Origin of the sequence: Jiella pacifica (assembly GCF_010500815.1) — a bacterium.
Classification (GTDB): Bacteria; Pseudomonadota; Alphaproteobacteria; order Rhizobiales; family Rhizobiaceae; genus Jiella; species Jiella pacifica.
This window is the reverse complement of record NZ_JAAAMG010000001.1, coordinates 108,630-121,629: the sequence shown is the minus strand read 5'-3', so window position 1 is coordinate 121,629 and position 13,000 is coordinate 108,630. Positions and strand designations below refer to the sequence as shown.

The following is a 13,000-nucleotide window of genomic DNA, read 5'->3' as shown; positions in this document are numbered from 1 at the left end:
TTAACGTCTTTGCTGCAGAATTGCCGTTCTCTTGTTGAACGATGCCAAGCCGAGAGGAAAGCAATGCAACACACAAGGACAACGATGAACCTCGCCCGCCTGGCCGCCGGACTGTTCGCCCTCATTCTCGTCGCCGGGATCGGGACGCCGGCAAGCGCCGACGCCGGCTTCGTGCGCTGGATCCAGAGTTTCGAGAACGTCGCGGCAAAATCCGGCGTCTCGCGCGAGGTCTATCGCGCGGCGTTCGCCGGGATCACCGAGCCCGATGCCGAGGTGCTTCAGAAGGCCCGCTACCAGCCCGAGTTCCGCGACAAGGTCTGGGACTACATCGACAACCGGGTCAATGACGAGCAGGTCGCCAGGGGCCGTGCCGCCCGGGCGCAGCTGTCGACCTGGCTCGACCGGATCGAGAAGCAGTTCGGCGTCGACCGGGACATCCTCCTCGCCATCTGGTCGATGGAGACCAATTACGGCCAGATCCTCGAGCGCAAGGACGTGATGCGCTCGCTGCCCCGCTCGCTGGCGACGCTGGCCTATCTCGACAAGTCGCGGGCGAAGTTCGCCCGCGAGCAGTTGATCGCGGCGCTGAAGATCGCCCAGTCCGGCGACATCAAAGTCAGCGAACTCATCAGCTCCTGGGCCGGCGCCATGGGCCACACCCAGTTCATTCCGACCAGCTATCGCGCCTACAAGGTCGACATGGATGGCGACGGCCATGCCAACATCTGGGAGTCCATCCCCGACGCACTGGCAACCGCCGCCAACCTCCTGCGCAAGAACGGCTGGCAGTCGGGCCGGACATGGGGCTACGAGGTCGTCGTGCCGGACAAGTATCGCGGCAAGCTCGAGCGCGACAATCGCAGCATCTCGCAGTGGGCGAGCCTCGGCTTCCGACGCGCCAACGGCCGGCCGTTCCCCGACGGCGGCGAACGGGCCAATCTCGTTCGCCTGGCCGGCGACAACGGCCCCGCCTTCCTGATGACCAAGAACTTCTTCGTCATCAAGCGCTACAACAATGCCGACAAATACGCCCTTGCGGTCGGCCTTCTCGGCGACCAGATCGGCGGCTATCCCGGCCTCGTCGTCGATTGGCCGCGCGGCTACACGCCCCTGTCGACCGACGAACGCTACGAGTTGCAGAAGCACCTGTCGCGCTTCGGCCTCTACGATGGCAAGATCGACGGCAAGATCGGCTCGGGATCGAAAGCGGCGATCATGGCGTTGCAGCAACAGGCAGGCATGGCGCAGGATGGCAATGCCTCGAAGGCGCTACTCGAATTCCTTCGCAAGCGTTAACTTGCGAAGGAAACGCCGGCCAGCGGCCCGATTGCCGCCCGCCGGCATGGCCGGCGGCAATCGGCACGGGACGGTGTGGATGAGTTTGCGAAGCGTGACGAACATGGGAGTGCGGCCCGGAGCTGGCCGCGGGGCGGGCACCGCCGCGTTGGTCGCACTCTCTCTCCTGGCGTTCCTCGTCGTCACCGTCCCCCCCTCCTCTGCCGTCGCACAGGAGCGGCCGCGCACCATCCTCGACATGCTGTTCGGCAACAGCCCGCAGAAGCAGCGGAACCGACCGTACCGCATCGACAACCGCAATACCGTGCGGGAGGAACCGCGGCCCTCGCACCGGCAGACGCCGCGGCGCAGCCAGCGCAAGTCCCGCTCGAGCGATCCGGCACCGCAGGCTTCGGCCCGTGCGCCGGCGCAGCCAGCCGTTGCCGAGAAGGCGGAAGACGCCAAGGTCGTCCTTGTCGTCGGCGACTTTCTCGCCGCGTCTCTCGCGAATGGCCTGAAGGATGTCTATGCCGATCGCCGGATGGTCACCGTCAAGGCAGCTGCGAACGGCTCGTCCGGCCTCGTGCGGCAGGACCACTACGACTGGCCGGAAAAGCTGGGGCCGCTGATCGAGGAGAACCATCCGGCGGTCGTGGTGATGATGATCGGTTCCAACGATCGCCAGCCGATCTACGGCGAGAATGGCACGCTGTCCCTGCGCTCGCCGGAATGGAACGCCGAATACGAGCGCCGCGTCGGCGAGATCGCCGACATCACCGCGAAGCATCAGGTGCCGCTGGTCTGGGTTGGTGCGCCGCCGTTCAAGTTCGACCGGATGAGCGAGGACATGGTCTATTTCAACGACCTGTACCGCCGGGCCGCGCAGCGGGTCTCCGGGGAATATGTCGACGTCTGGGAAGGCTTCGTCGACGAGAACGACGACTTCATATATTCGGGCCCGAGCGTCGGCGGGCAGACGGTCCAGCTGCGCAATTCCGACGGCATCACCATGACCGAGGCCGGCAACGACAAGCTCGCCTTCTTTGCCCAGAAGGCGATCGATCGCTTCGTCGCGACGGAAACGCCGGCCGAGGCATTGAGCGCCGGCGGCGCGATCGTGCTTCCGCCGCTCGCCAGCGCCGCGACGGCGGTGCGCTCGCCGCCGGTCTCGCTCGCCGATCCCTCGCTTGACGGCGGCGACGCCCTCCTCGGCGGGGGCGCCACCCGTATCGGCCTGTCGCTGGAGCCGTCGCCACGCGACAAGCTGGTCCTGAACGGCCGCGGCACCGGAAATGTCGACGGCCGGGCCGACGATTTCGCCTGGAACGACAAGTCGTCCGCCGTCTCCACCGGCGAGAAGCCGGTTGCCTACAAGGGCTCGCTCGATCTGACGAAGATCCGCCGGGAGCAGGGCATCAAGCCCCTGCCCGAGATGCCGACGATCCTCGACGCGATCATGGACGACTGGTCGCAGAGCAACGCCGAGGCCGAGCCCAAGGGCAACAGGTAATCCTGCCGACGCGCGTCAGCGCGGCAGCGTCGTCGCCCCCATCAGGTCGAGGTCGATCGCCCGGGCGGCCTGGCGCCCCTCACGGATCGCCCACACCACCAGCGACTGGCCGCGGCGCGCGTCGCCCGCGGCGTAGACCTTTTCCATCGAGGTCAGATAGCGCTCGTCGTCGGCGACGATCGAGACGTTGCCGCGACGATCCGCCCTGGTCTTCACCCCCTCGCCCGCATCGGCGAGGAAGCCGGACGCGAAGGGACCGGCAAAGCCGATGGCGATGAAGGCGAGATCGGCCTTGATGACGAACTCGGTGCCGGGAACCGGCCGGCGCGCCTCGTCCACCTCGGCGCATTTGACGCCGGTCAGCACCCCGTCCTCGCCGACGAATTCCAGCGTCGCCACCCGAAATTCGCGGATCGCGCCCTCGGCCTGGCTGGAAGACGTCCGCATCTTCGTCGCCCAATAGGGCCAGACGGTCAGCTTGTCCTCGGTCTGCGGCGGTTGCGGCCGAATGTCGAGCTGCGTCACCTTGACGGCGCCCTGCCGGAAGGCGGTGCCGACGCAGTCCGACGCGGTGTCGCCGCCGCCGACGACGACGACGTGCTTGCCGCCGGCCCAGATCTCCTCGGCCTGCCAGCCGGAGCTCTGCACCGGTTCGCCGCCCACCCGGCGGTTCTGCTGGACGAGATAGGGCATCGCGTCATAGACGCCGGTCAGGCCCTCCCGCGGAATGCCGCTGTCGCGCGGGGTTTCCGAGCCGCCGCAGAACAGCACGGCGTCGTATTCCGCGACGAGCGCCTCGACCGTCTTGTCGACGCCGACATTGACGCCGCAATTGAAGGTGACGCCCTCCCCGGACATCTGCTCGACCCGCTTGTCGATCCAGTGCTTCTCCATCTTGAAGTCCGGAATGCCGTAGCGCATCAGGCCGCCCGGCCGGGACTCGCGCTCATAGACGTCGACCTCGTGGCCGGCACGGCCGAGCTGCTGGGCCGCGGCGAGCCCTGCCGGGCCCGAGCCGATCACCGCCACGCGCTTGCCGGTCTTCTCGCTCGCCGGCTGCGGCTTGATCAGGCCAAGCTTGTAGGCCTTGTCGGCAATCGCCTGCTCGACGGTCTTGATGGCGACCGGCGTGTCCTCGAGGTTCAGCGTACAGGCTTCCTCGCAAGGGGCGGGACAGATCCTCCCCGTGAACTCGGGGAAATTGTTGGTCGAGTGCAGATTGCTGATCGCCGTTTCCCAGTCGCCGGCATAGACGAGGTCGTTCCAGTCGGGAATCTGGTTGTGGATCGGGCAACCCGTCGGGCCGTGGCAATAGGGGATGCCGCAATCCATGCAGCGCGCCGCCTGCTTGCCGACCTCTTCGTCGGACATCGGCAGCGTGAATTCGCGGAAATGGCGGATCCGATCCGATGCCGGCTGATATTTGTGGGTCTGACGGTCGATTTCGAGAAATCCAGTCACCTTGCCCATGTTCGCCCCCAGCTTTGCCGCTTCGAATCCGCCGTTCATGACGCGCATTTCGCCAGCCGCCGGCACGATCGAGATGCTGCGGTGCACGACATTCTAGCGGTGCTCTTTTCGTTAGGACAGCACTACTGCCCCATTCACGCGTTTCCGGCAAGCCCTCCGGCAGAGGCCTCGTGTCGACGCGCAGGTCTCGTTGCTGCCGATCACACGAATGGCGCCGGCGCCAGTCCGCTCTTATCGCATCTTCGAAGCTTTCAAAACTCGGCCGTGAAAATGCCGGGCGAAAAGCCATGACCCCAGGGCTCGAGGGGAGACCCGGGGTTATGGCGGCTCGGCGCGGTAACGGCGATCAGTTGCAGATCTTCACTTTCATCCAACGGTAGATCGGCCTGCCGTGGCGGTCGTAGCCGACGAAGATCTTCTGCTTCTCCCAGTGGCAGTCGCCATAGCCGCCCGCGAAGCTGTAGTTCGGCCAGTAGCCATCGGCATTGGCGCCGGACATCGACATCGTGGAGACGAGGGCGAACGTCGCGAAAGCGAGGGTGGTCTTGCGGATCATGGGGTGTTCCTTCGAGGTGGGATGGCGCTTGATGCGGGGGCGTCCTGAGAGGGACGTCGACTCGTCTCGTCCGCAGATGAAGTGACCCTACCGGCGGCCCGTCCCGCCCTCAGTGATCCGCGTCACACCGCGGGCGGGCGCTGACGGCCCGGCCGGCGCGAGCTGCCAGCGGCGAGGGCCTCGACGGACCGTTTGGTCGGGATCCTCGGCAGCGTCGAATCGTCATCGTGGTCGCGGCGTTCCTGCCGTTCCGAATGCATTTGCCCCCGGGCTCTGACGAACCCGAGGGCATTGTGACTTCGACATCGCGGGAGATCTTCAGAAGCAGACCTTGACGACCTTGAACTTGTAGATCGGATGGCCGAATTTGTTGTAGCGGATGAAGACCTTCCGCTTGACGAACCTGCAGTGGCCGAAGCCGACGTTCTTCTTGACGACGAAGCTCTTGTAGTGGCCGCCGTGATGGCCGTGGCCGTAGCCGCCGAATTTCGCACCGTGGGCCTGCGCGGCGCCGAGGGAAGCGCCGGCAACGACGGCGGTGGTGGCGAGGGTGATGATGGCCTTGCGGAACATGATGTCTTGCCTTTCGGGTTCGAGCCGGTCGGGCCGGCCTTTCGGGGTGGTCGGGCCGGCCTTTCGGGGTGGTCGGCGGTTCGTTTCGTCCGCCGATGAAGTGACCCTACCGATCGTGCCGCCCGGCCTCAGTGACCGGCGTCACACCGCACGCGCCGCCGGCCACCGCGGCGATCGATCGCTGGCCTCCGCGCCCCGGTCGCCCTCCTCCCGCGTGACACTGTTTCGGCCTGCTTCTATGCTTCGCCGCTCAGACCTCGAGCCTGGGAACGTTGATGGCCACTGCCCGGAATCCGAGCGAAAAGCTCGCCGCCCTGTCCCGCTGCATGGTCTTCGAGGCGCTTTCCCAGGACATGCGCGAGGAGCTGGTTGCCCACGCCTATTCGAAGGGCTACGCCGCCGGTGACCTGATCTTCGCGGCGGGAGACGGCGGCCAGACGATGATGGCCGTCCTGAAGGGTACGGTGCGCATCGGGCTCGTCACCGCGACCGCGCGGGATCTCGTCCTGACCGATTGTCACCAGGGCGACGTCTTCGGCGAGGTCGCCCTGTTCGACGGCGGCCCGCGCTCCGCCGATGCGCGGGCGACGACGAACGTCGAATTGCTCGTCCTCGAACGGCGGGACGTCCTCGCCGTCCTGGAGCGCCACCCGGCGGGCGCCCTGCGGCTTCTGGAGCTTCTGTGCGCCAGACTGCGGCGCTCCGACGAGCGGATGATCGAGCTCGCCTTCCTCGACATCTCGACCCGCCTCGCTCTGGCGCTCCTGCGCATTCTCGAATCGCCGAACCATGCCTTTGCGAAGCGCCCCGTGCGGCTCTCGCTGTCGCAGACCGAACTCGCCAACATGATCGGCAGCGCCCGGGAGAACGTCAATCGCTGCCTGAAATCCTGGGAGAAGCGGGAGATCGTCGATCTCAAGGACGGCTGGTTGATCATCACCGACGAAAAGAGCCTGCGGCTGCTCGCCGATCGGGAATAGGCCCCTTATCTGGGGCAGGAACGGGTGGCAGGTTGCGCGTCGCAGCGGCCGGGCCGCGCGGCAATCTCGACTTTGCCCGCAGCGTGGTTTCATGTCACCATCTTGTCATGCTTGAAGACTCCGCAGGAGTCCTACGGACAGGGGCAATCTTGACGCAATCTCCCGTGAATGGCGGGGCTTCGGCCGATCTGGTCGCTTTTCCGACCGCCAATGCCCGCGCCGCCGTCGTTTCCTTCGACCGGCGGGAACTGTCGCAGATCCTCGGCGTCTACGGCCGCATGGTCGCCTCCGGCGAGTGGCGCGACTATGCGATCGACATGCTGAAGGACCGCGCGGTGTTCTCGATCTTCCGCCGGACGAGCGAGATGCCGCTCTACCGGATCGTCAAGGATCCAAAGCTCGCCCGCCGCCAGGGTGCCTATCAGGTGGTCGCCGCCGGCGGCGTCGTCCTGAAACGCGGGCATGAGCTTGCCGCGGTGCTGAAGGTCTTCGACCGTAATCTGCGTGTCGCGGAGAACGGCTGACGGCTGTTCTGGCCCGTCTTCGCGAACCTGATCGTTGCCCGCCTAATCAATGGTCGCAGCGCGCGCACCTTTGGTCTTTCCGTTGCCGCGATAGATCCCTCGCTCGGGAAGCAAACGGGGCGGGACCATGCCGATCACGACAGTCAACAGCTCCGGTGAGATTCGCGCCGGTGAACTCGGACTGAGGGCGCACAGCCCGACCGAGATACCGGCGGCCGGTTGGAAGCACATCCTTCTGCGGGTCTATTCGGAAATCGGCAAGGATCGGGTGCTCCTGGTTGCCGCAGGCGTCACCTATTACCTCTTGCTCGCCATGGTTCCGGCCATGGCCGCGATCGTCTCCGTCTACGGCCTGTTCGCCGATCCGGCGACGGTGAAGAGCAACATCGACCAGTTGTCGAGCCTGTTGCCCAGCGGGGCCGTCGAGGTGATCGACCAGCAGCTGCAGCGCCTGATCGACGCGGCCGACGGAACGCTGGGGCTCTCCCTGGTCGTCTCGCTGGCGATTTCGCTGTGGAGCGCCAATGCCGGCGTGAAGGCGCTGTTCGAGGCGATGAACGTCGCCTATGACGAGACCGAGAAGCGCTCCTTCGTCCAGCTGACGCTCGCCTCCTTCGCCTTCACCCTCTGCCTCGTCGCGGCGGCCCTGTTGCTGGTCGCCATGACGGTCATCCTGCCGGTGGTTCTCGACAGCGTCGGTCTCGGCAGCACCACCGAATGGGCGATCTCGGCCGGCGGCATTCTGGCGGCCTTCGTCGTCGTCTCCCTCGGCATCTCCGCGCTCTATCGCTGGGGCCCCAGCCGGGAGACGGCCAAGTGGAACTGGATCACCCCCGGCTCGGTGCTCGCCGTCGTCGTCATCGCGATCGTCTCGCTGGCGTTTTCCTATTACACCGCGAATTTCGGCTCCTACGACGCTACTTACGGTTCCCTCGGCGCACTGATCGGCATGATGACCTGGATCTGGCTGACGATGATCGTCCTCATCGTCGGCGGCGAACTGAACTCGGAGATGGAACACCAGACGGCGCGCGACACGACGACGGGACCGGAACAACCGATGGGGAGCCGCGGCGCGACGATGGCCGACAGCGTCGCCGACGGGGCGATGGCCGGCGGCCGCCTGTTCGTCGAGAAGGACCCGTCGCTGAAGCGGGAGATTGACGCGCTCTATGCCGGCGCCGGGGAGCGCAGACGCAATCGCGAGCAACGCCGGGAATGGGTCGCCGCCGCGGTGCCGGCCGGCCTCGCCCTCATCGCGCTTGTCGGGCTTTCGCGTTCGGGCCGCGGAGCCTGATCGGCATTGTGGTCGACCCAGCTCATGAAGGTCCAAACCCGCCGTCGCGCCGCCTTCAAGTCCCATGCGGCGGCGCGCTGAAATCGCCGGGATAGACGGTCTCGTCGGGAATGGTGTCGGCCCCGTTCCCGAGCGGTCGCTGCATCAGGACGGTGTCGATCCAGCGGCCGAATTTCAGCCCGGTGGCCGGCATGGTGCCGATCATCTGGAATCCCGTCTTCCGGTGCAGCCCGATCGAGCCTTGATTGGCGCTGTCGCCGATCACCGCCAGCATCTGGCGAAAGCCGAGGCGCTCGCATTTTTCGACGAGCCGCGTCAGAAGCGCCGTTCCGACGCCTCTCCCCCGTGCCGACGGTGCGAGATAGATCGAATCTTCGACCAGCCAGTTATAGGCGGGTCTGGCGCGATAGCCGCCGGCATAGGCGTAGCCGAGCACCGTTCCGCCATCGCCCTCGGCGACGAGATAGGGATAGTGCTTCGCCCGCATCTCCTCGAAGCGCCGCATCATTTCCGCTTCGTCTGGCGGGATCAATTCGTATGTCGCGGTGCCGGTCAGGACCTCCCGCTCGTAGATCGCCGTGATCGCCGAAAGATCGTCCGGATGGGCGGGACGAAGAACATAAGCGCCGGACACGGCAGATCCTTTCCTTCCGATCGGCAAAGGCCGACATCACGGCCGCAAGTGAGTCGACGCTCTGGCGGCACCGATCCCGTTACAGACCAGGCGAAGGCCGAGCCAGCCGCCATTCGAACACCGGCCGATTTTGCCTCACATCCCCGAAAAATCCACCACGATCAGTGCAATCCTGCAACGTTCCGGCGGTCTTCTGGCCATGCCGAGGACGCATTTCGACACCTCGCCCATTGCGAGGTCGGTGCGCTTGGGCATAAGCCCTCAATTCGATCGCGCGTGCCAAGGCGCAACCAACCCGCCACCGGCGACCGGACGAGAGATTGACCAAGACGGCGACCAAAACGAAGAAGCTCTCCATCATCGCGCCGGAAAAGCGCGGGCTGGTGATCGGACTGATCGGGCGCATCATGCGCGAGAACGGCCACCTCTTCGTGCGCCAGTACGCGGTCGCGATCGGCTGCCTGATCGCCGCAGCGGGCTGTACGGCGTTCCTCGCCTGGATCATGCGCGACGTGATCGACAAGATCTTCGTGCAGCAGAACCGCACGGCGATCTACAGCCTACCGGCCATCGTCTTCCTCACCTTCGCCATTCGCGGCCTTGCCAATTATGGCCAGGCGGTGGTGCTGGCGCGGATCGGCAACAACATCGTCGCCCGCTATCAGCGGCGGCTGTTCGCCCACATCACCGAGTTGTCGGTCGACTTCTTCGCCGAGAACCGCTCGGCCCATCTCGCCGCACGGATCAATCAGAACGTCTCCGGCATCCGCGACACGCTGAACCTCACCGTCACCTCGCTCGCCCGCGACGCCCTCACCCTCGTCTTCCTGGTCTTCGTGATGATCTGGCAGGATCCGGTGCTGTCGGGCATCGCCCTGCTCGCCGGGCCGCCGATCGTCCTGATGATCGGCGGGCTCGCCCGGAAGCTGAGGGCGGCGACCCGTCAGGCGATCGACATCAACGCCCGGGTCCTCGCCTCGATGCAGGAGGCGGCGCAGGGCATCACCGTGGTCAAGGCCTTCACCATGGAGGCGCCGCTGCGCGAGCGGATCGAGCGCCTGATCCTGAAGGCCGAGGAACGCTCCAACAAGATCGCCGGCATTACCGAGCGGACCAGCCCGGTGACGGAGATGCTCGCCGGCCTCGCGATCGCCGGCGTCATCGGCTATTCCGGCTACCGGGCCGTGGTCTACGGCTACTCGCCGGGCTCGATGTTCGCCTTCATCACGGCGCTGCTGCTCGCCTATGATCCGGCGCGGCGGCTCGCCAAGCTGCAGGTGCAGCTGGAGCGCGCCCTCGTCAACGCCTCGATGATCTACGAGATCCTCGACATGGAGCCGCGACAGGCCGACGCGCCGGACGCCAAGGAGCTCAAGGCCGAGCGCGGCGAGATCGCCTTCAGGAACGTCTCCTTCGGCTATTACCCGGGCGAAAGCGTGCTGCGCGACCTCTCCTTCGTGGCGCCGGCCGGCAAGACGACGGCGCTGATCGGCGCATCGGGCGGCGGCAAGTCGACCATCGTCGCCCTGCTCCAGCGGTTCTACGACGTTCAGGAGGGCGCGATCACCGTCGACGGCGAGGACATCCGCAACGTCACCAAGCGCTCCCTGCGCTCGAAGATCGCCTATGTTCCCCAGGCGCCGTATCTCTTCGAGGGCACGATCCGCGAGAACATCCGGCTGGGGCGGCCGGACGCCACCGACGAAGAGATCGCCGAAGCCGCCCGCCAGGCCCAGGCCGAGGAATTCATCCTGGCAGCGCCCCAGGGCTACGACACGCCCGTCGGCGAGAACGGCATGACGCTTTCCGGCGGCCAGCGCCAGCGCCTGTCGATCGCCCGGGCGCTCGTCCGGAACGCCCCGATCCTCCTTCTCGACGAGGCGACTTCGGCGCTCGACACCCGCTCCGAGACGCTGGTCCAGGCGGCCCTCGACGCGGCGATGAAGAACCGCACCGTCATCGTCGTCGCGCACCGGCTTTCGACCATCACCAACGCCGATCAGATCCTGGTCGTCGACGGCGGCCAGATCGTCGAGCGCGGCACGCATCGTGATCTCGTCGATCGCGAGGAAGGCCATTACGCCCGGTTCTACGGCCTGCAGTCGGGTGGCAGCCGGCGATCGGCTGATTTGGCAGGGGCAAGGGGCTGAGGGGTGTCCGGCGTTCTTGCCGGGGACATCGACGCTTTGACGGCGTTTGCGAATGAAGTATTCAGGCGGCCGAAGAACCGAACGCCAGAAACCCGAAAGGTCGTCATTCTCGGGCGCGTCCCTACAGCATTCACACATCTCAGAGGGGCTTCATCGGTAAGCCGGTGCCAGGCGATGCCACCGTTGCAGGGGTGGCGAATCTCCGCAGCTTCGTCATTCTCGGGCCCCGTCCCGAGATTCCAGGGGCACCCACCGCAACATCGCTCGCTTCCACCTTCTGCAGCGGAAGCTGCCTTCTGCAGCTGAAACCATTCGCGCCCGGCGATCTCTGGATTCTCGGGACGGGGCCCGAGAATGACGACGCGTTGGGTCCCGAGGATGACGGCAGTAACGTGAGTGGCCGAACGCCGATGGTTGTCACCTCACCGCCTGAAAAGGAATCCAACCCATGAAGCTCGTCGTCCTCGGAGCCGCCGGCCGGATGGGCCGCACGCTCGTCAAGGTAATTTCCGAGACCGAAGGCGCCTCCCTGCATGCCGCGCTGGAGCGTGACGGCTCCCCGGCGCTCGGCAGCGACGCGGGCCTTCTCGCCGGGATCGGCGAGATTGGGGTGACGGTTACGGGTGACATCGACACCGCGCTCGAAGGCGCGGCTGGCATCGTCGACTTCACTGCCCCGGCCGTCTCCGTCCACATCGCAAAAAGAGCCGCGGAGCGCCGCCTCGTCCACGTCATCGGCACCACCGGCTTCGAGGCCGAGGCGGACGCAGAGATCGCCGCGGCGGCGGAGAATGGCGCGACGATCGTCAAATCCGGCAACATGAGCCTCGGCGTCAATCTCCTCGCCGTGCTGGTCGAACAGGCGGCGAGAGCGCTCGGTCCCGACGCCTTCGACATCGAGGTTCTGGAGATGCATCACCGGCACAAGGTCGACGCGCCCTCGGGCACCGCGTTCCTCCTCGGCGAGGCGGCGGCGAAGGGCCGCGGCATCGCGCTGGCGGATCACTCGGTGCGGGTCCGCGACGGCATCACCGGAGCTCGCGAGGCGGGCACGATCGGCTTTGCGACGCTGCGCGGCGGCTCCGTGGTCGGTGAGCATTCGGTGATCCTTGCCGGCGAAGGCGAGCGGATCGAACTGTCCCATGCCGCCGGCGACCGGACGATTTTCGCCAGGGGCGCCATCAAGGCAGCGCTCTGGGCCTGGGAAAAGCCGGCGGGCCTCTATTCGATGCGCGACGTCCTCGGCCTTTCCGGCTGACGGCGCGCGACTTTCCGGCTCGCCCGCGCTACAAACTCAACCGACGATTCCATGGAAAGGCAGCCTCGATGTCCCGCATTCTCGTCCTCGTCCGACACGGCCAAAGCGAGTGGAACCTGAAGAACCTCTTCACCGGCTGGAAGGACCCGGGGCTCACGGAAAAGGGCGTCGAGGAGGCGAAATCCGCTGGCCGCAAGCTGAAGGAAGAAGGCTTCGTCTTCGACACCGCCTTCACCAGCGAGCTCTCGCGGGCCCAGCGCACCCTGGACCTGATGCTGGAGGAACTCGGCCAGACGGGGCTTGCCATCACCCGCGACGTCGCCCTCAACGAACGCGACTATGGCGATCTCTCCGGCCTCAACAAGGACGACGCCCGCAAGAAGTGGGGCGAGGAGCAGGTGCATGTCTGGCGCCGCTCCTACGACACCCCCCCTCCGGGCGGCGAGAGCCTGAAGGACACGGGCGCGCGGGTCTGGCCCTATTTCATCCATGACATCCTGCCGAAGGTGATGGCCGGCGGAACCGTCGTCGTCGCCGCCCACGGCAACTCGCTGCGCGCCCTCGTGATGGCGCTGGACGGGATGACGCCGGACCAGATCGTCGCCGAAGAGATCGCGACGGGGGTGCCGATCCTCTACCGCCTGAACGCCGATACGACGGTGGCGGAAAAGCGCGTCCTGAAAGACTGAAAGGCAAGCCGTCCGTCCGCGACGTTTGAGCCCTCAGCCTCGGTTTGATACCCCCGGCCCCGGTGGGACAAGGAGTGACTTCTC

General features: G+C 66.2%; 12 protein-coding genes. 8 read left to right on the top strand and 4 right to left on the bottom strand.

Annotation, left to right across the window (positions count from 1 at the left end; translation table 11 throughout):
- Nucleotides 1–84 precede the first annotated feature (84 nt).
- Nucleotides 85–1,296 (top strand): lytic murein transglycosylase, encoded by a 1,212-nt coding sequence (locus GTK09_RS00550; RefSeq protein ID WP_246217623.1) that lies wholly within the window; start codon nt 85–87, stop codon nt 1,294–1,296.
- Nucleotides 1,297–1,375: 79 nt separating this feature from the next.
- Nucleotides 1,376–2,785, top strand: a complete 1,410-nt coding sequence (locus GTK09_RS00545) for an SGNH/GDSL hydrolase family protein (RefSeq protein WP_163460541.1) — start codon at nt 1,376–1,378, stop codon at nt 2,783–2,785.
- Nucleotides 2,786–2,800: 15 nt separating this feature from the next.
- Here GTK09_RS00545 and GTK09_RS00540 read toward each other — a convergent pair whose 3' ends face one another.
- The 3 genes from GTK09_RS00540 to GTK09_RS00530 all read right to left on the bottom strand — a co-directional run bounded on the left by GTK09_RS00540 (nt 2,801) and on the right by GTK09_RS00530 (nt 5,384).
- The gene (locus tag GTK09_RS00540) at nt 2,801–4,255 is read right to left on the bottom strand and encodes a glutamate synthase subunit beta (RefSeq protein WP_163460936.1); all 1,455 of its coding nucleotides are present in this window, start codon (nt 4,253–4,255) and stop codon (nt 2,801–2,803) included.
- A 346-nt stretch (nt 4,256–4,601) separates the two neighbouring features.
- A complete protein-coding gene (locus GTK09_RS00535; RefSeq protein WP_163460540.1) occupies nt 4,602–4,811 on the bottom strand; it encodes a hypothetical protein in 210 nt (69 codons plus the stop codon).
- Between the two features lie 318 nt (nt 4,812–5,129).
- Nucleotides 5,130–5,384 carry a hypothetical protein gene (locus GTK09_RS00530; protein ID WP_163460539.1) on the bottom strand — a complete coding sequence of 85 codons (255 nt, stop codon included), beginning with the start codon at nt 5,382–5,384 and terminating at the stop codon, nt 5,130–5,132.
- Between the two features lie 275 nt (nt 5,385–5,659).
- Between GTK09_RS00530 and GTK09_RS00525 the strand changes: the two genes are divergently transcribed.
- From GTK09_RS00525 to GTK09_RS00515, 3 genes are all read left to right on the top strand, one after another.
- Nucleotides 5,660–6,364: a Crp/Fnr family transcriptional regulator gene (locus GTK09_RS00525; RefSeq protein WP_163460538.1), complete on the top strand. Its 705-nt coding sequence runs from the start codon at nt 5,660–5,662 to the stop codon at nt 6,362–6,364.
- A gap of 188 nt (nt 6,365–6,552) precedes the next feature.
- On the top strand, nt 6,553–6,888 hold the full coding sequence (locus GTK09_RS00520) for a DUF2794 domain-containing protein (RefSeq protein ID WP_246217650.1): 336 nt from the start codon (nt 6,553–6,555) through the stop codon (nt 6,886–6,888).
- A gap of 127 nt (nt 6,889–7,015) precedes the next feature.
- Nucleotides 7,016–8,185 (top strand): YihY/virulence factor BrkB family protein, encoded by a 1,170-nt coding sequence (locus GTK09_RS00515; protein ID WP_163460536.1) that lies wholly within the window; start codon nt 7,016–7,018, stop codon nt 8,183–8,185.
- Nucleotides 8,186–8,240: 55 nt separating this feature from the next.
- Here GTK09_RS00515 and GTK09_RS00510 read toward each other — a convergent pair whose 3' ends face one another.
- Entirely contained in the window at nt 8,241–8,819 is a 579-nt protein-coding gene (locus GTK09_RS00510; protein WP_163460535.1) for a GNAT family N-acetyltransferase, read from the bottom strand.
- A gap of 320 nt (nt 8,820–9,139) precedes the next feature.
- Between GTK09_RS00510 and GTK09_RS00505 the strand changes: the two genes are divergently transcribed.
- From GTK09_RS00505 to GTK09_RS00495, 3 genes are all read left to right on the top strand, one after another.
- Nucleotides 9,140–10,969 (top strand): ABC transporter ATP-binding protein, encoded by a 1,830-nt coding sequence (locus GTK09_RS00505; RefSeq protein WP_246217622.1) that lies wholly within the window; start codon nt 9,140–9,142, stop codon nt 10,967–10,969.
- A gap of 448 nt (nt 10,970–11,417) precedes the next feature.
- Entirely contained in the window at nt 11,418–12,227 is an 810-nt protein-coding gene (dapB, locus tag GTK09_RS00500; protein ID WP_163460534.1) for a 4-hydroxy-tetrahydrodipicolinate reductase, read from the top strand.
- A 68-nt stretch (nt 12,228–12,295) separates the two neighbouring features.
- Entirely contained in the window at nt 12,296–12,916 is a 621-nt protein-coding gene (locus GTK09_RS00495) for a 2,3-bisphosphoglycerate-dependent phosphoglycerate mutase (RefSeq protein ID WP_163460533.1), read from the top strand.
- Nucleotides 12,917–13,000: the final 84 nt, after the last annotated feature.

Coding starts and splice junctions, on each gene's coding strand:
- GTK09_RS00550 (WP_246217623.1), top strand. CDS start 85: ATGAACCTCGCCCGCCTGGCCGCCGGACTGTTCGCCCTCATTCTCGTC.
- GTK09_RS00545 (WP_163460541.1), top strand. CDS start 1,376: ATGAGTTTGCGAAGCGTGACGAACATGGGAGTGCGGCCCGGAGCTGGC.
- GTK09_RS00540 (WP_163460936.1), bottom strand. CDS start 4,255: ATGGGCAAGGTGACTGGATTTCTCGAAATCGACCGTCAGACCCACAAA.
- GTK09_RS00535 (WP_163460540.1), bottom strand. CDS start 4,811: ATGATCCGCAAGACCACCCTCGCTTTCGCGACGTTCGCCCTCGTCTCC.
- GTK09_RS00530 (WP_163460539.1), bottom strand. CDS start 5,384: ATGTTCCGCAAGGCCATCATCACCCTCGCCACCACCGCCGTCGTTGCC.
- GTK09_RS00525 (WP_163460538.1), top strand. CDS start 5,660: ATGGCCACTGCCCGGAATCCGAGCGAAAAGCTCGCCGCCCTGTCCCGC.
- GTK09_RS00515 (WP_163460536.1), top strand. CDS start 7,016: ATGCCGATCACGACAGTCAACAGCTCCGGTGAGATTCGCGCCGGTGAA.
- dapB (WP_163460534.1), top strand. CDS start 11,418: ATGAAGCTCGTCGTCCTCGGAGCCGCCGGCCGGATGGGCCGCACGCTC.
- GTK09_RS00495 (WP_163460533.1), top strand. CDS start 12,296: ATGTCCCGCATTCTCGTCCTCGTCCGACACGGCCAAAGCGAGTGGAAC.